Origin of the sequence: Streptomyces sp. Qhu_M48, from assembly GCF_051305195.1 — a bacterium.
Lineage (GTDB): Bacteria > Actinomycetota > Actinomycetes > Streptomycetales > Streptomycetaceae > Streptomyces.
Genome location: NZ_CP195432.1, coordinates 6,863,608 through 6,880,773 on the forward strand (window position 1 = coordinate 6,863,608; position 17,166 = coordinate 6,880,773).

A 17,166-nucleotide genomic window follows, 5' to 3' on the forward strand; every position below is an offset into this window, starting at 1 on the left:
TTCAGCGCCCTCCGGCACGGCGGCGCAGCCCGAGCGAGCCCCGGTCGCCCGCGCGGGCGAGCTGCTTTCCGGGGGCTTCGGCGGCCGGGGCGCCGACCAGGCCCAGTTCGCCCGCGAGGGCCCACAGGGCCTGCTTGACCGTGGACTTGGCGTCTAGTTCGTGCAGCCGGCCGGCGTCGACGACGGCCTGGAGCTCCTTGAAGTGGGCGGGGACGGAGACGCCCGCGACGCGGGTGCCGGTGATCTTCTGGACGAGGGGTGGCTGGATCTCGGTGGAGCGGTGGTGGCGGTTGACCAGGGTCACGGTCTCCTCGGCCTTGCGGACCTGGAGCCGTTCCCACATGCGGACCGTCCGCTTGGCCGCCCGGACGGCGACGACGTCGGGGGTGGCGACGAGGAGGGCGGTGTCGGCCATCTCGATGGCGGCGGCGTTGGCGCTGTTGAGCTGGGAGCCGCAGTCGACGACGACGACCTCGTGGCGGCCGCGCAGGGCGCTGACGATCTGGCGGGCGGCCCGGTCGGTGACCTCCTCGCCGCGTTCGCCCTCGGCCGGGGCGAGGAGGAGCGAGAGGCCGGTCTCGTGGATGTACACCGCGTCCTGGAGGACGCGGGGCGAGATGTCCGCGATGGAGGCGAGGTCGGCGACGGAGCGCCGGAACTGGACGTCGAGGTAGGAGGCGATGTCGCCGCTCTGGAGGTCCATGTCGACGAGGGCGACGGTCCGGCCGGAGGCGCGGGCGGCGAGGGCGAGGTGGACGGCGGTGACGGTGGTGCCGACGCCGCCCTTGGCGCCGCTGACGGTGACGACGGTGCCGCCGGGGCCGGTGATCTGTTCGGCTCCCGCGCCGAGGTGGCGTCGGACGCCGACGGACCACTGGGCGGCGGCCTGGACGCGGCTGGCCAGATCCTCGTAGCCGAGGGGCAGGGTGACGAGGCCGCGGGCGCCGGAGTCCATGGCGGCGGAGAAGAGGACGGGGCTGGCGTCGGCGGTGATGAGGACGACGCCGACGGCGGGGAAGCGGAGGGCGACCTCGCGGACGAGTTCGAGCGCGGGGACGGGGCCGATCCGCTCGTGGACGAGGACGACCTCGGGGAGTTCGTCGAGGGAGGCGGCGGCGAGGCGCGCGAGGGTGTCGACGAGCTGGGTGGAGTCGGTGACCGGCGGTGCGGGTTCGGCGTCGGGGAGCTGGCCGATCAGGGTGGTGACGGCCCGGGCCGCGTCGGGGTCGCCCACGGCCGGCAGGATCCTGGTGGTCATACCGGCCTCACTTGTCCGCTTCGAGGGTGTAGGTGCGGTCGCGCTGGTCGGCGGGGGCGCCGCCCGTGGTGGGGGCGACGAGGGCGAGGCGTACGTGCTCGGCGAAGGACTCGGCGTACGCGACGCGCTGGGCGTCGAGGGTGGAGAGGGCGAAGGAGATGGGCACGGCCTCGTTGGTGCGTCCGGCGCGGTCGGAGCTGTCGCGGATCGCGGTGAGCTTGCCGACGTCGAGGACGCGGGCACCGGCGACGATCATCCGGGACTGGGCCGCCTCGCCCTTCTTCTCACCGGCGAAGGTGGCGTAGATGTTGACGGTGGCACCGGCGTTGATCTTGCCAGCGACGCCGGTGGCCGCGTCGACCATGATGGCGATCTCCTGCTGTCCCGGCTGGAGCTCGGGCTGTTCGACGATCATGTCGGACTGCAGGAGGGAGCCGGCGCGGAGTTCGGTGACGGCGATCTTGCCCTTGATCTGCCGGAGGTCGGTGACGGCCGTCGAGGAGAGCCACCGCTCGGGCATCGAGATCTTCTCGAACTGGCTCTCACTCAGGACGGTGTAGGGAGCCACGTTCTTCGTGAGCCGGTACGCGGTGGTCTCCGGGCCGACCTTGGAGTTCACGTCGCTGATGACGGCGAGCACACCGGCGAACGCGCCGAGGGCGCACAGGACGGACAGCAGCAGCAGGATGACGCCTCGGCGCTGGCGGGAGTTCATGACCGTACTACCTCGATCGGAGACGTGGTCTGGGCGGACGGGGGTGGTGCGGGCGGCGGATCACGGCAGGGCGCGGACGGTGGGGGCGCCCGGATGCGCGCCGAAGTCGAGCGCGCGGGCCGTGGGGGGCGGGGCACCCGGGCCGAGCGCACGGGGGTCCGTCCCGTGGGCGCCGGTGTCCGCCGCGTGGGCGCCGGTGTTCGCCGCGTGGGCGCGTTCGCTGGAGGCCAGGGCGCGGGCCACCGGGTCCGGGGGTGCGCTCGCGCGCAGCGGGGCGCCGCAGAAGCCGCAGCGGTCGCCGATGAGTTCCATCGCGCACCAGTGGCAGGTCTCGCGCCGTACGGAGGCGACCAGCTGGTAGAGAACGGGCAGGTCCGGCAGGTACGAGGCGAACTCGACGACCTTCCCGGTCCCCCACCAGCCGGGCGAGGCCTCGGGGAGCGCGGTCTCCTGGACGGCGCCCTGGATCCGCCACCGGGGTACGAGGGTGGTGGTGGGCCAGTCGGTCTGGAGCTGGCCGCGGGCGAGGAGGAGTTCGGTGGTGAACTCCGGTCCCGCGAGGTGTTCCTCGCCCTTGCCGAGGCGCACGATCTGCGGGGTGGGTCCGGCGAGGACGGCGAAGTGGGCGCCGGGCAGCCAGCCCTTGAGGTGGGAGCCGAGGCTGACGGGGACGCGGTCGAGCCGTGAGACGGAGCCGAGGACCGCGCCCGCGTAGATGTAGTGGGCCAGGAGGCGGGCGGCCGAGGCGAGGACGCCGGGGCTGAAGTCGCAGCCCGCCAGCTGGCGCAGCTGGCGGGCGAGCACGGCCGCGCCGAGCGGTGGCAGGTCGGTCCTGACCAGGGCGATCCGGTCGCTTTCGAGCAGGGAGCGGACGGCGCGGAGCCGTTGCTCGACGGCGGCCGGGGCGGAGGTCGGGCAGACGACGACCACATGTCCGAACCGGGCGATGAGTTGCTGCATGTCGGCGATCGAGGCGTCGAGCGACTGGGTCCCGGGGGCCGGCAGGACGGCGGCGTGCGGGGTTCCGGGGTCGGTCGACGGCAGCACCAGGTCGGCGCTGGTGACCGCGATCGCTGTCGGCACGTCGGACCCCCCGTCCCCTCCGGCCGCCGGCATCCCGGGGGCCGCGGATCACTTACCGCGTTCACGGCGTCACCCCAGGGTGCTGCCGCCTCTGCACCTTATCCACGTCCCCCGGGGTGGTGAACACACAATCCGCCAAGCTCTCCGCATTTCTTTGGGCCCGGAGCTTGGGCCCCTCGACCCTTCCCACCCCGTCCTTTGCCGTCGGTCCGCCGTCTCGGCACCCGTCCCGGCGAACAGGCCCCGCTGCCAGAGGTCTTGACAACGCGATTGGTCTGGACCAGCTTGTTCCGACAACGGTGGCCACCGTCCGCACTCCCCGTACACCTCGCACTCCCGTACCCCCCGTACACACTCGTACCCCCCGTACGAGCCCCTCCGTACGACGACGTACGGCACCTCCACATCCCCAACTCCCCCACCGGAGGATGCACGTGGACCGCACCACCACCCGCCCGCACGGACGCCGCTGGCTCGGCGGGGCCCTCGCGCTCGCCGTCGGCTCCGGGCTCGTCCTCGTCGGCGGAGCCGGCACCGCCCAGGCCGCCGACGTCAACGTCGCCAAGAACGCCGGATTCGAGAACGGCCTCGCCAACTGGGCCTGTTCCGCCGGGAGCGGTGCCGCCGTCTCCTCCCCGGTCCGTACCGGCGCGGGCGCCCTCAGAGCCACGCCGGCCGGTCTCGACAACGCCAAGTGCGTGCAGACCGTGACCGTGAAGCCCAACTCGACGTACACGCTGAGCGCCTGGGTCCAGGGCGGCTACGCCTACCTCGGCGCGAGCGGCACCGGGACCGGCACCGGCACCGTCTCCACCTGGACGCCCGACAGCGCCTCCTGGAAGCAGCTCACCACCACCTTCACCACCGGGGCGAGCACCACCTCGGTCGAGATCTACACCCACGGCTGGTACGGCACCACCCCGTACTCCGTCGACGACGTCTCCGTCTTCGGCCCCGACGGGGGCGGCGGCCAGGACCCCGACCCGGTCGTCCCGTCCACCCCGGCCGGTCTCGCGGCGGGCACCGTCACCTCCTCCTCCGTCGCCCTGAGCTGGAACGCCGTCTCCGGCGCCACCGGCTACAAGGTGTACCGGGACGGCTCGAACCCGCAGGTCGTCAGCGGCACCTCGGCGACCGTCTCCGGACTCACCGCCGACACCGCGTACCAGTTCCAGGTCGCCGCGACGAACTCCGCGGGCGAGTCCGCGAAGTCCGCCGCCGTGACGGCGCGGACCGCCAAGGTCACCGACCCGGGCCCCGGCCCGGCCGTGCCCAAGCACGCCCTCACCGGCTACTGGCAGAACTTCAACAACGGCGCCACGGTCCAGAAGCTGCGGGACGTGCAGTCGCAGTACGACATCATCGCCGTCTCGTTCGCCGACTCGACGGCCACGCCCGGCCAGATCGTCTTCAACCTCGACCCGGCCGTCGGCTACGCCTCGGTCGCCGACTTCAAGGCCGACATCGCGGCCAAGAAGGCGGCCGGCAAGTCCGTCATCATCTCGGTCGGCGGCGAGAAGGGGAACGTCACGATCAACAGTGACGCCTCCGCGACCGCCTTCGCGAACAGCGCCTACACCCTGATGCAGGAGTACGGCTTCAACGGGATCGACATCGACCTCGAACACGGCATCAACTCCACGTACCTGACCAAGGCGCTGCGCCAGCTCTCCGCCAAGGCCGGCTCCACCATGGTCCTGACGATGGCCCCGCAGACCATCGACATGCAGAACACGGGCACCGAGTACTTCAAGACCGCCCTCGCCGTGAAGGACATCCTCACGGTCGTCAACATGCAGTACTACAACAGCGGTTCGATGCTCGGCTGCGACGGCAAGGTGTACAGCCAGGGCTCGGTGGACTTCCTCACCGCGCTCGCCTGCATCCAGATCCAGGGCGGCCTCGCGCCGTCCCAGGTCGGCCTGGGCGTCCCCGCCTCCACGCGGGGCGCGGGCAGCGGTTACGTCGACCCGCAGATCGTGAAGAACGCGCTCGACTGCCTGACCAGGCTCACCGGCTGCGGCACCTTCAAGCCGGCCCAGGCATGGCCGACGCTGCGCGGCGCGATGACCTGGTCGACCAACTGGGACGCGACGGCCGGCAACGCCTGGTCGAACGCGGTGGGCCCGCACGTCCACAACCTGCCGTAGCCCGTAGTCCGTAATCCGTAGCGCGTAGTCCGTAGCCCGTAACCACTCCGAAAGCACGGAAGCTCCACCGCAGCGCCGCCGCTCCCCCGGCGGCGCTGCGCCGTTCCGTCAGCCGGTCGTCCCAGTCGGCGTCTCGGCCGGTGCGCCTCAGCCGGTCGTCCCAGGCGGTCGTCCCAGGCGGTCGTCCCAGGCTGTCGTCCCAGGCTGTCGTCTCAGACGGGCAGGAACCGGGCCAGGACCCGTTCGAGGCCCTGGACCCAGGCGTCGACCCTCGCCGACCGCCGCCCGTCGATCTCGCAGTCGTAGGTGGTCCCGTCGTACAGGAGGACGGTGACGCGCAGCCACCGGCCGCGCCGGGTCCGCTCGTACCGTACGGCTCCGATCTCGGGCCAGGTGAACTCCGCCTCCTCATCGAGGAGCTGGAGGCAGACCCCGGCGCCGTCCACGACGATCCCGTAGACCTGGTCGGCGGCCACGAACTCCGGTACGGGCTGCGGGGGCGCGGCGGGCGGCGGCGGCACGAACAGCGTGGGAGCGGGAGTCGGAGCGACGGGTGCGGGGTGCGGGGGAGGCGCGTCCACCGGGGTCGGCGGCGGTACGGGGGTCCGTGCCGGTACGACCACCGTCGGCGTCCGTACCACCGCGTCCCGCACCTCCCCCAGCGCGTCCAGGATCTCCTCCGGCGTGGGCCGTTCGTACGGGTTCTTGGCGAGGCAGCGGCCCACGAGCCCGCGCAGCGCCTCCGGCACGGAGGCGAGGTCCGGGGCCTCGTGCACCGCCCGGTACATGAGGCCCATCGGCGTCCCGTCCCCGAAGGGCCGTCCGCCCGCCGCGGCGACGAGCACCGCGCCGAGGGCGAAGACGTCGGCGGCGCCCGTCACCTCCTCCCCGAGGGCCTGTTCGGGGGCGAGGTAGCCGGGGGTGCCGAAGGCGGCGCCGGTGGCGGTGAGCCGGGTCGACTCGACCGCGCGGGCGATCCCGAAGTCGAGGACGCGGGGCCCGTCGGGGGCCATCACGATGTTGCCGGGCTTGAGGTCGCGGTGGACGAGTCCGCAGGCGTGGATGGCCTCCAGGGCCTCGGCGAGCGCGGCCCCGAGCGAGCGCAGCCGCCCTTCGTCCATCGGGCCCTCGGCGGTGACGAGTGCGGAGAGGGTGGGGCCGGGGATGTAGGCGGTGGCGAGCCAGGGCGCCTCGGCGTCGGGGTCGGCGTCGACGACCTGCGCGGTGTGGAAGCCGCCGACCTGACGGGCCGCCTCGACCTCGGCGCGGAAGCGGGCGCGGAAGGAGGGGTCGGCGGCGAGTTCCGGCCGGGCCACTTTGACGGCGACGGCACGCCCGCCGCGGGATCGGGCCAGGTAGACGGTGCCCATGCCGCCTTCGCCTAGCTTGTGCTCGATGACGTATCTGCCGATGAGGGTCCCCACGCGGGACAGTATGGCCGAACTCGCCATCTTGACCGGTCCATGACATGGCTCCACCATGTGGCCGGACACCCACACACGTCCGGACTCCCGCACACGTCCTGACACCCACACCCGTCCGGACACCCGCACACGTCCTGACACCCACACCCGTCCGGACACCCGCACGAGTTGTCGCACACCCCCACACTCCCCACCCAGGAGACGACATGCGACGTCCCACCCGCGGCAGAAGGTCCGCCACCCTCGCGGCCCTCGTGGCGCTCGCCCTCGCGGCGCCCCTCTCCGCCCTCACCACACCCGCCGGGGCCGACCCGGCGCCGACCGCCGCCCGCATCGCCTCGGGCGCCGAGGAGGTGATCCGGCAGTACGAGGTCGCCGGGCCCTCCACCCCGGCCGCCCGCACCGCGCTCGCCGCCACCGGCGTCTCGATCGACGAGGTCGACGCCCGCTCGGTCGTCGTCAGCGCCAACACCGAACAGCTCCGGAACCTCAAGGCGCTGGGCTACAAGCCGGTCGCCCTCCCCGGCCCGCCGAACCGCTCGGCCGAGGGGGACGGGCACAGCCACGGCGTCGGCGCGCTCGACTTCCCGTCCGCCGACGCGAGGTACCACAACTTCGCCGAGATGACCGCGGAGATCGACCAGCGGCTCGCCCAGTACCCGTCCATCATGAGCAAGCGGGTCATCGGGAAGACGTACCAGGGCCGGGACATCGTCGCCATCAAGATCAGCGACAACGTCGCCACCGACGAGAACGAACCCGAGGTCCTCTTCACCCACCACCAGCACGCCCGTGAGCACCTCACCGTCGAGATGGCGCTCTACCTGCTGCGCGAACTCGGCGCGGGGTACGGCAGCGACTCCCGCGTCACCAACGCCGTGAACGGCCGCGAGATCTGGATCGTCCCGGACCTCAACCCGGACGGCGGCGAGTACGACATCGCCAGCGGCTCCTACCGCAGCTGGCGCAAGAACCGGCAGCCCAACTCCGGCTCCTCGTACATCGGCACGGACATGAACCGGAACTGGGACTACAAGTGGGGCTGCTGCGGCGGCTCCTCCAGCTCCAAGAGCTCCGAGACCTACCGCGGCACGGCCCCCGAGTCCGCCCCCGAGGTGAAGGTCGTCGCCGACTTCGTCCGCTCCCGGGTGGTCGGCGGCAAGCAGCAGATCACCGCGGCCATCGACTTCCACACCTACAGCCAGCTGGTGCTCTGGCCCTTCGGCTGGACCACGGCCAACACCGCGCCCGGCATGACGCAGGACGACCGGGACGCCTTCGCGACCGTCGGCGGGAAGATGGCCGCGAGCAACGGTTACACGCCGGAGCAGTCCAGCGACCTGTACATCACGGACGGCTCGATCGACGACTACCTGTGGGGCGTGCACAAGATCTTCGGGTACACCTTCGAGATGTACCCGGCCTCGTCCTCGGGCGGCGGCTTCTACCCGCCCGACGAGGTGATCGAGCGTGAGACGAGCCGCAACCGCGACGCCGTCCTGCAGCTCCTGGAGAACGCGGACTGCATGTACCGCTCGATCGGCAAGCAGGCGCAGTACTGCGCGGCCTGACGTCCCGTACGCACACCCGGGCACGCCGTCCGTGACAGGGCGCCCCGGCGGACCACCGCCGGGGCGCCCGCGCGTCACGGGCCGGCCGCTCGGACGAAGCCGTACGCGCTCGGGTCGGCCGACAGCGGTCGGCCGGGGCGGCCGTGGGTGGGTCAGCCCAGGACGGCGAGGGCGTCGATCTCGATGAGGAGGCCCTTGGGCAGACCGACGTAGACCGTGGTACGGGCGGAGGCCGGCGCCTGGAGGCCCTGCTCCTGGAAGTACTGGTCGTAGATCGCGTTCATCTCGGCGAAGTGGTCCACGTCCGTGAGGTAGACGCGCGTCATCATCACGTCGTCCCAGCTCGCGCCGCCCTCCTCCAGGATCGCCTTGACGTTGGCGAAGGTCTGGAGGGTCTGCTCGCGCAGGGTCGGGCCCGCGACCTTCGGGGCCTCGCCCTCGACGGCGGGCAGGAAACCGACCTGGCCCGCGACCTGGAGGATGTTGCCCTTCTTCACGCCGTGCGAGAACTTCGCGGGCGGGGCGGTGTGGGTGGCGGGGGTGAGGGCGATCTTCTCGGTCATGCGCTGTCCTTGTTCGGGGAGGTGCCGGAGTACTCCCGGCTGATGGCGTCCGCGGTGCGGCGCACCTGCGGGAGGAGGGTGAGGAGTTCCTCGGCCGTGACGACGACGTTGGGCGCCGAGACCGACATCGCGGCGACGACGCGCCCGTCGGCGCCGCGGATCGGGGCGCCGACGCAGTTGATGGACTCCTCGTGGCCGCCGAGGTCGGTGGCCCACCCCTGTTCGCGTACGGTCGCCAGCTCCTTGAGGAAGGCGGCGGCGTTCGGGGTCGAACGGGGCGTGTACGGGGGGTAGTCGAGCTTGGCGGCGATGGCGCGGCGCTCGGGCTCGGGCAGGTCGGCGAGGAGGAGCTTGGCGACGGCGGCGACGGTGATCGCGACGGGCTTGCCGATGCGCGAGTACATGCGGACCGGGTAGCGGCTCTCGACCTTGTCGATGTAGAGGACCTCGCCCTCCTCGTGCACGGCGAGGTGGATCGTGTGCCCGATGCGTTCGTTGAGCGCGGCGAGGTGGGGGTGCGCGATCTCGCGGATGTCGAGGTTCTCGACCGCTTCCTGGGCGAGGGCGAAGAGCCGGGCGCCGAGGCGGTAGCGCTGGTCCTGCTGGCGGTAGACGAGGCCGTGCTCGTGCAGGGTGCGCAACAGCCGGAGGGCGGTGGACTTGTGGACGCCGAGTCGGTCGGCGACCTGCCCGAGGTCGGCGGGACCCTGCGCGAGCAGGGGCAGGATGCTGAGCGCCCGGTCGACGGTCTGGCTCATGGTGTACGTCCCTCCTGGTCGTCCCCCGTCCAGCCGGGGCCGAGCTGAAGTGTGCCCCAGGCGGTCGGGTCGAGGGCGGCGAGCCGGTCGGCGTGGGCGCGGCGGGGCGGCGTGGCCAGGTCGCCGGGGACGGTGAGGGCGGCGGCGGCCAGGAGGTGGCCGTGCCGGAGGCGGGCGGTGGCGTCGAGCCCGCGGAGGGTGGCGGAGAGGAATCCGGCGGCGAAGGCGTCTCCGGCCCCGACCGCGGCGACGACGTCGACACGGGGGGCGGGCACGTACACGACGGAGTCGGCACCGACGCCCGTACCCGCGCTCGCACCGTCACCGTCACCGTCACCGCCACCGATCCCGCCCCCGGCCCCGGCCCCGGCCCCGGTGCGTTCGTAGACCGTCGCGCCGTCCGCTCCCCCCTTCACCACGAGGACCGCCGGCTCGGGGAGCGCCGCGCGGATCGCGGCCGGGCCGGTGAGGCCCCAGGCCTGCTCCGCCTCGTCGGCGCCGACGAAGACGAGGTCGGCGCCGCGTGCGAGTTCCAGGAGGACGCGGCCCGCGGTGGCGGGGCCGTCGCGCCACAGGCCGGGGCGGCAGTTGACGTCGAAGGAGACGAGGGGGCGGCCGTCCCTGGGTGCGGTGAGGGCGCGCATCAGGGCGAGGCAGTCGTCGGAGAGGGCCGCGGTGATGCCGGTGAGGTGGAGGACGCGGGCGTCGGCGAGGGTCTCGTACGGCACGGTCGCGGGTGACATCGCGGAGGCCGCGGACCCGGCGCGGTAGTAGACGACCTCGTGGGCGTCGGTGGCCCGGTCGGCGGCGGTGCGGAAGTAGACGCCGGTCGGCCGGCGCGGGTCGCGGTCGACGGCGGTGACGTCGACGCCGTAGCCGCCGATGGTCTCGACGAGGTGGTCGCCGAATCCGTCCTCGCCGACCCGGCCGACCCAGCGGGTCCGGTGTCCCGCGGCGGCCAGGGCGCAGGCGACGTTGGACTCGGCGCCGCCGATCGCGCGCTCGAAGGCCGGTACGTCGGCGAGGCGGCCCGGTCGGGAGGGAAGGAAGGTGACCATGGACTCGCCGAGGCACACGACGTCCACAGGCGGTTCTCCGGCCACTCTCGCGCTCCCTTGCGACTCTCGCGGGGTCCATTGACCCGGCCTTGGCCCGGATGCTAGACAGCATTGAGCGACATACGCAATGACTGTTGCACAATACGCAACGCTTCGATGAGGAGGCCTCATGCCCGACCTGGCGAACGAGCGCGTCGACCACCGCTTCAAGGCCCTGCCCCCGGACGCCGAGGGCCTGACCGTCGGTGAGCTCGCGGCCCAGCGGCGCAACCTCTTCACCGGCGGCTTCACCACCCCCGTCCTCGCCCTCTCCGCCGAGTCCGTCGAGCACAACCTCCGTCTCCTGGAGGCGTACGCGGAGCGCCACGGCCTCGCGTTCGCCCCGCACGGCAAGACCTCCATGGCCCCCCAGCTGTTCGACCGGCAGCTGGCGCACGGCGCCTGGGGCATCACCGCGGCCGTGCCCCACCAGGCCCGCGTCTACCGGGCCCACGGCATCGCCCGGATCTTCCTCGCCAACGAACTCGTCGACACCGCCGCCCTGCGCTGGCTCGCCGCCGAACTCGACGCCGACCCCGGCTTCCGCTTCGTCTGCTACGTCGACTCGGTCCGGGGCGTGGAGCTGATGGACGAGGCCCTGCGCGCCGCCGGAGCGGCCCGAGCCGTGGACGTCGTCGTGGAACTGGGCGCCGGCGAGGGGGCCCGTACCGGAGTCCGTACGGAGGACGGGTGCGCGGCCGTCGCCGACGCGGTCGCCGCCACCACCACGCTCCGGCTCGTCGGCGTCGCCGGGTACGAGGGCGAGGTGCCGGGGGCCGACAGCGAGCGGGTCCGGGCCTGGCTGCGCCGCCTGACGGGGCTCGCCGCCGAGTGGGACAAGGCCGGCCGGTTCGCGGAGACGGACGAGATCGTCGTCAGCGCGGGCGGCAGCGCCTGGTTCGACACGGTCGCCGAGGTCTTCGCCGAACTCCCGGCGTTCTCCCGGCCCGTGCTGAAGCTGCTGCGCTCCGGGGCGTACGTGTCGCACGACGACGGCCACTACCGGAAGCTCACCCCCTTCAACCGGGTGCCCGAGGAGGGCGCCCTGGAGCCCGCGTTCCGCCTCTGGTCGCAGGTCGTCTCCCGCCCCACCCCTGAGCAGGCCTTCACCAACGCGGGCAAGCGCGACGCCGCCCACGACCTGCACCTGCCCGAGGCGCAGGTGGTCCGCGACGGCCGCACCGGCGAGATCCGCCCCGCCGAGGGCATCACCGTCACCGGTCTCTCCGACCAGCACGCCTGGGTACGGACGGAGGCGGGCGCCGATCTGGAGGTCGGCGACTGGCTGGGCACGGGCCTGTCCCACCCGTGCACGTCCTTCGACAAGTGGCAGCTGATCCCGCTGGTCGAGGCGGACGGCACGGTGGTCGACTACATCCGCACCTTCTTCTAGATCGACACGGTCACCCCGGTCACCCCGGTCACCCCCGTCGCTCCAGTCGCTCCGGTCGCCCCCGTCGTCCCGGTCACCCCCGTCGTCCCGGTCACCACCGTCGCCCCGGTCCCCGATCCCCCGATCCTCCGAAGGAGCCCCCATGGACCTCGTCTTCCGCGACGCGGAGGTCGTCGACGGCACCGGCGCCCCCTCCTACCGCGCCGACGTGGCGGTGGACGGCGGCCGGATCACCGCGATCGTCAAGGAGGGCGCGGCGGCCGGCTGCCAACGCCCGAGCGCCCGCCGCGTCGTGGACGCCGAGGGGCTCGTCCTCTCCCCCGGTTTCGTCGACATGCACGCCCACAGCGACCTCGCGCTGCTCCGCGACCCGGACCACAGCGCGAAGGCCGCGCAGGGCGTGACGCTCGAAGTGCTCGGGCAGGACGGACTGTCGTACGCCCCGGTCGACGACCGCACGCTCGCGGAGGTCCGGCGGGCGATCACCGGCTGGAACGGGTACGGCGACGACATCGACTTCGACTGGCGCACGGTCGGCGAGTACCTGGACCGCCTGGACCGGGGGCACGACGGCCGGGGCGTCGCCGTCAACGCCGCCTATCTCGTCCCGCAGGGCACGGTCCGCATGCACGCCGTGGGGTGGGAGGACCGCCCCGCCACCGAGGCCGAGCTGAACCGGATGCGAAACCTCGTCGCGGACGGCCTGCGGCAGGGCGCGGTCGGCATGTCCTCCGGGCTGACCTACACCCCGGGGATGTACGCGCCGGACGCCGAGCTCACGGAACTCTGCCGGGTCGTGGCGGAGTACGGCGGCTACTACTGCCCGCACCACCGCTCGTACGGTGCGGGAGCCCTGGAGGCGTACGAGGAGATGGTGCGGCTCACCCGCGACGCGGGCTGCGCCCTCCACCTCGCCCACGCCACCATGAACTTCGGCGTGAACGAGGGCAGGGCCCCCGAACTCCTCGCCCTCCTCGACGGGGCCCTCGACGCGGGCGCGGACATCAGCCTCGACACGTACCCGTACACGCCCGGCTGTACGACGCTGGTCGCCGTGCTGCCGAGCTGGGCGGGCGAGGGCGGCCCGGAGGCGGTGCTCGCGCGGCTCAGGGACGACGAGACGGCCGAGCGCATCCGCCACCACCTGGAGGTGATCGGCTCGGACGGCTGCCACGGGGTGCCGGTCGAGTGGGACACGATCGAGATCTCGGGGGTGTCGGAACCGAAGCTCGCGGAGTTCGTGGGCCGCCGCGTGGACGGCTGGACCACGGCCCGCCGGCTCCTCCTGGAGGACCGGCTCGGCACGACGATCCTCCAGCACGTGGGCCACGAGGAGAACGTCCGGACGATCATGCGGCACCGGGTGCACACGGGCGGCTCGGACGGCATCCTCCAGGGCACGAAGCCGCACCCCCGCGCGTACGGCACGTTCCCGCGGTACCTGGGCCGGTACGTGCGCGAGCTCGGCGTCCTCTCCCTGGAGGAGTGCGTGGCCCACCTGACCTCCCGCCCGGCGGCCCGCCTGCGCCTCAGGGACCGGGGCGAGGTCCGCGAGGGACATGTGGCGGACCTGGTCCTCTTCGACCCGGAGACGGTGGCGGCGGGCTCGACGTACGCCAACCCCCGCGCCCTCCCGACGGGGATCCCGCACGTCCTGGTCAACGGCGAGTTCGTCATGGAGGACGGCAGGCGCACCGACGCCCTAGCGGGCCGCTCGATCCGCCGCACCGCCTAGCCCGGGGGCGACGGGCGCGGTCTCCGCCCCGCCCCAGGACTCCCGTCTCGTCCACCAGAGGCCCAGCGCGGCCACGACCCCCGCGACCACGAACCCGTACCAGGGCGTCCGGCCCGAGGGCGCCGTCTCGTACACCAGCGCCGCCGACAGCACCACCAGGACCTGCCCGGCCCGGCTGCGCCAGGCGGCCGCCGCGACGACGGCCGTCCCCCACAGCAGGTACCAGGGCTGCACCATCGGCGAGAGCGCGACGAGGGCGACCAGGGAGAGCCCGAGGCCGAGGACCGGATCGAGCCGCCCCCGCCAGGCCCGCCACGCGAGGGCCAGGATGATCACGACGGCGACGAGCAGCCCCAGCTGCCGCACGACCCCCCGCACGGGGTCGGGGTCGTCCCCGAACAGCAGCCCGAGCCCGAGTCCGAGATCACTGCTCACGGAGAGCGCCGTGTGGATCGTCCCGGCGACACTCTGCGTCCGCACCCACCCGAACCCGGTTCCGGCGAGGACCGTCGCCCCCGCGGCCACCGCGCCCGCGACGACGCCGGGCAGCACGAGGCCCCTGACCACCCCCCGTACGCCCCCGTCACGCCGGGCGATGATCACGCCGACGAAGAGCAGCGCGACCACCGCCGGCGACTTGACCATCATGGCGAGGCCGACGAGGACGCTGCCGAGCACCCACCGCCCGCGCACGGCGAGCAGCACCCCGCCGAGCATGAGGCCGATCATGAGGCCGTCGTTGTGCATGCCGCCGACGACGTGGATGAGCAGCAGGGGGTTGAGGGCGGCCAGCCAGACCGCCCCGTCACGGCCGCCGGGCCCGCCGCCGAGCCCCCGTACGGCCCAGACGATCAGCGCGAGCGCACCGACCGCGAGGACCCGCATGCCGAGCACGGCGGGGACGATCTCGCCGCCGGTCACCTTGACGACCAGCTGGGCGAGGACGAGGAAGACCGGTCCGTACGGCGCGGGGGTGTCGGTCCAGTGGCCGCCGACGCTGGCGGCCGCGTCCCACCCGAGCTCGTCGGGGCCCAGGACGGCGGGCCCGCCGCCGTAGACGTCGTGCCCTTCGAGGACCATGGCGCCCTGCGCGATGTAGCTGTAGACGTCCGCGCTGTACAGGGGAGGGGCGAGGAGCAGCGGCGCGGTCCACCAGGCGAGGGTGGTGAGCACCCCGTCGCGCACGCCCCGGGCGAGGAGGACTCCGTACCGCCACCAGGCGGCGACGAGCAGGGTCAGGCCGAGGTACGCGAGGAGGGCGCCGGCCACGGTGAGCGCGGAGCCGCGCGGCTCCCACAGTCCCCAGCCGCCGCGTACCGGCAGCGTCCCGGCGGCCCACCCGCCCACGGCGACGGCGAGCGAGCCGGCCGCACCCAGCCGGCGGCATCCGGAAGCACGGAGATCCCACATGACGGGCCAACCTATCCCGCCGGGCCGAGGACCCCTATTCCGCGGTCGGGACGGCGGCTATTCCACGGTCGGGAGCGCGGGCGCGTTCCGCCGCCGGGTCCGCCGGGGGCCCGCCCCCTTGTCCGACGTGTCCCAAAACACGAGGCGTCCCGGCCGACCCGGCCGTAAGCTCTCGTCATGCAGGTGATCCAGTCCACGAAGCTCGCCAACGTCTGTTACGAAATCCGGGGTCCGGTGCTCGAAGAGGCGATGCGGCTTGAGGCCGCGGGTCATCGCATCCTCAAGCTCAACACGGGCAACCCCGCCGCCTTCGGCTTCGAGTGTCCGCCCGCCATCCTCGAGGACGTGCTGCGCAACCTCTCCGAGGCGCACGGCTACGGCGACGCGAAGGGGCTGCTCTCGGCCCGCCGCGCGGTGATGAGCCACTACGAGACCAAGGGCATTCCGCTCTCCGTCGAGGACATCTACCTCGGCAACGGCGTCTCGGAGCTGATCCAGATGTCGATGCAGGCGCTGCTCGACGACGGCGACGAGGTCCTCGTACCGGCTCCGGACTATCCGCTGTGGACGGCGTCGGTCTCGCTCGCGGGCGGTACGGCCGTGCACTACCGCTGTGACGAGCAGGCGGACTGGATGCCGGACCTCGCGGACATCGAGCGGAAGATCACCGACCGCACCAAGGCGATCGTGATCATCAACCCGAACAATCCGACGGGTGCGGTCTACGACGACGAGATGCTGCGCTCCCTGACGGAGATCGCCCGGCGTCACGGTCTGGTCGTCTGCTCGGACGAGATCTACGACAAGATCCTCTACGACGGCGCGACGCACACCCCGACCGCCGCGATCGCCCCCGACCTCCTCTGTCTCACCTTCAACGGGATGAGCAAGAACTACCGGGTGGCCGGCTTCCGCTCCGGCTGGCTCGCGGTCTGCGGCCCGAAGCACCACGCGACCTCGTACATCGAGGGCCTGACGATCCTCGCGAACATGCGTCTCTGCGCGAACATGCCGGCGCAGCACGCGGTGGCCGCCGCGCTCCAGGGCCGGCAGTCGATCGAGGACCTGGTGCTGCCGGGCGGGCGGCTCCTGGAGCAGCGGGACACGGCGTACGAGCTGCTGACCCGGATCCCGGGCGTGACGTGTGTGAAGCCGAAGGGCGCGCTGTACCTGTTCCCGCGCCTCGACCCGAACGTCTACAAGATCAAGGACGACCGGCAGATGGTCCTCGACCTGCTGCGGGCCGAGAAGATCATGGTGGTGCACGGGACGGGGTTCAACTGGCACGAGCCCGATCACTTCCGGATCGTCACGCTGCCGGCGGCGGCGGACCTGGCGGACGCGGTGACCCGGATCGGCCGCTTCCTGGACGGCTACAGCCAGCCCTGACCGATCTCTCCGGACCGGACTCAACTTTAGACTGAATCTAAGCTAGGATGGCTCCAGAGCACTCAGGAGGCTGTCCCATGTACGAACCGATCCGCACCAAGTCGGTCCACCGGACGGCCGACGACGCCCCCGACACGTACCCGCACCGCTCCCGCGAGGAAGAGCTGGACATCCAGCTCGCCGGACACCTCTCCGCCCTGCTCGCCGTCACCGACGAGCTCGGCGACACCGAGGCCGGCGAGCGGATCGCCCGGCAGGTGGCGCGGCTGCGCGGCGCGCCGCCCGCGCGGCACGCCGGTCTGAGCGGCTCGCCCACGCGGGACCTGCACCACAGGGCCCACGCCCTCGCGGGCCGCGCCCTGGTCGTCGCCGCCTCCCGGGCCGACACGGCCGCCGCGATCCTCGCCGCCGAGCGGATGGACGCGCACACCGCGGCGCTGGCCGGGGAGACCCTGGTCGCCGCCCCCTGACGGCCCCGGTCCGCGCGGCACGAACCGCGCGGACCGGGCGCCACCCACCCGGCGCCGCCCGCCGGACGCCACCGGCTCGGCGCCACCCACCCGGCGCCGCCGACCAGGCGCCACCCACCCCGGCACCCCCTCCGCCCACCCCCGGCCGAC

At 72.9% G+C, this 17,166-nt stretch carries 14 protein-coding genes; 6 read left to right on the top strand and 8 right to left on the bottom strand.

Going from position 1 to position 17,166, the window contains the following annotated elements:
* Position 1 precedes the first annotated feature (1 nt).
* The 3 genes from ACRRSS_RS30670 to ACRRSS_RS30680 are packed head-to-tail and all read right to left on the bottom strand — an operon-like array spanning position 2 to position 3,056.
* Positions 2 to 1,258 (bottom strand): AAA family ATPase, encoded by a 1,257-nt coding sequence (locus ACRRSS_RS30670; protein ID WP_435974293.1) that lies wholly within the window; start codon positions 1,256 to 1,258, stop codon positions 2 to 4.
* Between the two features lie 7 nt (positions 1,259 to 1,265).
* A complete protein-coding gene (cpaB, locus tag ACRRSS_RS30675; RefSeq protein WP_435974294.1) occupies positions 1,266 to 1,973 on the bottom strand; it encodes a Flp pilus assembly protein CpaB in 708 nt (235 codons plus the stop codon).
* Positions 1,974 to 2,033: 60 nt separating this feature from the next.
* Positions 2,034 to 3,056 (bottom strand): hypothetical protein, encoded by a 1,023-nt coding sequence (locus tag ACRRSS_RS30680; RefSeq protein WP_435974295.1) that lies wholly within the window; start codon positions 3,054 to 3,056, stop codon positions 2,034 to 2,036.
* Between the two features lie 428 nt (positions 3,057 to 3,484).
* Between ACRRSS_RS30680 and ACRRSS_RS30685 the strand changes: the two genes are divergently transcribed.
* Positions 3,485 to 5,206, top strand: a complete 1,722-nt coding sequence (locus ACRRSS_RS30685; protein WP_435974296.1) for a chitinase — start codon at positions 3,485 to 3,487, stop codon at positions 5,204 to 5,206.
* Positions 5,207 to 5,418: 212 nt separating this feature from the next.
* Here the strand turns inward: ACRRSS_RS30685 and ACRRSS_RS30690 are convergent, their stop codons facing one another.
* Positions 5,419 to 6,657, bottom strand: coding sequence for a serine/threonine-protein kinase (locus ACRRSS_RS30690; protein WP_435974297.1), 1,239 nt, complete (start codon positions 6,655 to 6,657; stop codon positions 5,419 to 5,421).
* 179 nt (positions 6,658 to 6,836) lie between these two features.
* On the opposite strand from ACRRSS_RS30690, the gene ACRRSS_RS30695 reads away from it, so the two are divergent.
* Complete coding sequence (locus ACRRSS_RS30695; RefSeq protein WP_435974298.1) at positions 6,837 to 8,201, top strand: M14 family metallopeptidase; 1,365 nt, start codon at positions 6,837 to 6,839, stop codon at positions 8,199 to 8,201.
* A 152-nt stretch (positions 8,202 to 8,353) separates the two neighbouring features.
* Here the strand turns inward: ACRRSS_RS30695 and ACRRSS_RS30700 are convergent, their stop codons facing one another.
* From ACRRSS_RS30700 to ACRRSS_RS30710, 3 genes are read right to left on the bottom strand one after another with little or no spacing between them, the layout of a single operon-like run.
* Positions 8,354 to 8,764, bottom strand: coding sequence for a RidA family protein (locus tag ACRRSS_RS30700; RefSeq protein ID WP_435974299.1), 411 nt, complete (start codon positions 8,762 to 8,764; stop codon positions 8,354 to 8,356).
* Complete coding sequence (locus tag ACRRSS_RS30705) at positions 8,761 to 9,522, bottom strand: IclR family transcriptional regulator (RefSeq protein ID WP_351899620.1); 762 nt, start codon at positions 9,520 to 9,522, stop codon at positions 8,761 to 8,763. Before ACRRSS_RS30705 ends, ACRRSS_RS30700 begins: the two co-directional genes overlap by 4 nt.
* The gene (locus ACRRSS_RS30710) at positions 9,519 to 10,580 is read right to left on the bottom strand and encodes a sugar kinase (protein ID WP_435975459.1); all 1,062 of its coding nucleotides are present in this window, start codon (positions 10,578 to 10,580) and stop codon (positions 9,519 to 9,521) included. The genes ACRRSS_RS30705 and ACRRSS_RS30710 overlap by 4 nt, the downstream gene beginning before the upstream one ends.
* Positions 10,581 to 10,749: 169 nt before the next feature.
* Here ACRRSS_RS30710 and ACRRSS_RS30715 point away from each other — a divergent pair, with 169 nt between their 5' ends.
* Entirely contained in the window at positions 10,750 to 12,012 is a 1,263-nt protein-coding gene (locus ACRRSS_RS30715; RefSeq protein WP_435974300.1) for an alanine racemase, read from the top strand.
* Positions 12,013 to 12,154: 142 nt separating this feature from the next.
* A complete protein-coding gene (locus ACRRSS_RS30720) occupies positions 12,155 to 13,747 on the top strand; it encodes an N-acyl-D-amino-acid deacylase family protein (RefSeq protein WP_435974301.1) in 1,593 nt (530 codons plus the stop codon).
* Here ACRRSS_RS30720 and mptB read toward each other — a convergent pair.
* Positions 13,715 to 15,157, bottom strand: coding sequence for a polyprenol phosphomannose-dependent alpha 1,6 mannosyltransferase MptB (gene mptB, locus ACRRSS_RS30725; protein WP_435974302.1), 1,443 nt, complete (start codon positions 15,155 to 15,157; stop codon positions 13,715 to 13,717). The genes ACRRSS_RS30720 and mptB overlap by 33 nt on opposite strands.
* Before the next feature lie 177 nt (positions 15,158 to 15,334).
* On the opposite strand from mptB, the gene ACRRSS_RS30730 reads away from it, so the two are divergent.
* Together ACRRSS_RS30730 and ACRRSS_RS30735 are read left to right on the top strand one after the other, a co-directional pair.
* Positions 15,335 to 16,546, top strand: a complete 1,212-nt coding sequence (locus ACRRSS_RS30730; RefSeq protein ID WP_435974303.1) for a pyridoxal phosphate-dependent aminotransferase — start codon at positions 15,335 to 15,337, stop codon at positions 16,544 to 16,546.
* A gap of 77 nt (positions 16,547 to 16,623) precedes the next feature.
* Positions 16,624 to 17,016, top strand: coding sequence for a hypothetical protein (locus ACRRSS_RS30735; RefSeq protein WP_435974304.1), 393 nt, complete (start codon positions 16,624 to 16,626; stop codon positions 17,014 to 17,016).
* The last annotated feature ends 150 nt before the right edge of the window (positions 17,017 to 17,166 follow it).

Excerpts from the sequence above, each read along its gene's own strand:
- ACRRSS_RS30730 (WP_435974303.1), top strand. The coding sequence starts at position 15,335 with ATGCAGGTGATCCAGTCCACGAAGCTCGCCAACGTCTGTTACGAAATC.
- ACRRSS_RS30695 (WP_435974298.1), top strand. The coding sequence starts at position 6,837 with ATGCGACGTCCCACCCGCGGCAGAAGGTCCGCCACCCTCGCGGCCCTC.
- ACRRSS_RS30710 (WP_435975459.1), bottom strand. The coding sequence starts at position 10,580 with ATGGTCACCTTCCTTCCCTCCCGACCGGGCCGCCTCGCCGACGTACCG.
- ACRRSS_RS30685 (WP_435974296.1), top strand. The coding sequence starts at position 3,485 with ATGCACGTGGACCGCACCACCACCCGCCCGCACGGACGCCGCTGGCTC.
- mptB (WP_435974302.1), bottom strand. The coding sequence starts at position 15,157 with ATGTGGGATCTCCGTGCTTCCGGATGCCGCCGGCTGGGTGCGGCCGGC.
- ACRRSS_RS30735 (WP_435974304.1), top strand. The coding sequence starts at position 16,624 with ATGTACGAACCGATCCGCACCAAGTCGGTCCACCGGACGGCCGACGAC.
- ACRRSS_RS30670 (WP_435974293.1), bottom strand. The coding sequence starts at position 1,258 with ATGACCACCAGGATCCTGCCGGCCGTGGGCGACCCCGACGCGGCCCGG.
- ACRRSS_RS30720 (WP_435974301.1), top strand. The coding sequence starts at position 12,155 with ATGGACCTCGTCTTCCGCGACGCGGAGGTCGTCGACGGCACCGGCGCC.
- ACRRSS_RS30705 (WP_351899620.1), bottom strand. The coding sequence starts at position 9,522 with ATGAGCCAGACCGTCGACCGGGCGCTCAGCATCCTGCCCCTGCTCGCG.
- ACRRSS_RS30690 (WP_435974297.1), bottom strand. The coding sequence starts at position 6,657 with ATGGCGAGTTCGGCCATACTGTCCCGCGTGGGGACCCTCATCGGCAGA.
- ACRRSS_RS30715 (WP_435974300.1), top strand. The coding sequence starts at position 10,750 with ATGCCCGACCTGGCGAACGAGCGCGTCGACCACCGCTTCAAGGCCCTG.
- cpaB (WP_435974294.1), bottom strand. The coding sequence starts at position 1,973 with ATGAACTCCCGCCAGCGCCGAGGCGTCATCCTGCTGCTGCTGTCCGTC.
- ACRRSS_RS30700 (WP_435974299.1), bottom strand. The coding sequence starts at position 8,764 with ATGACCGAGAAGATCGCCCTCACCCCCGCCACCCACACCGCCCCGCCC.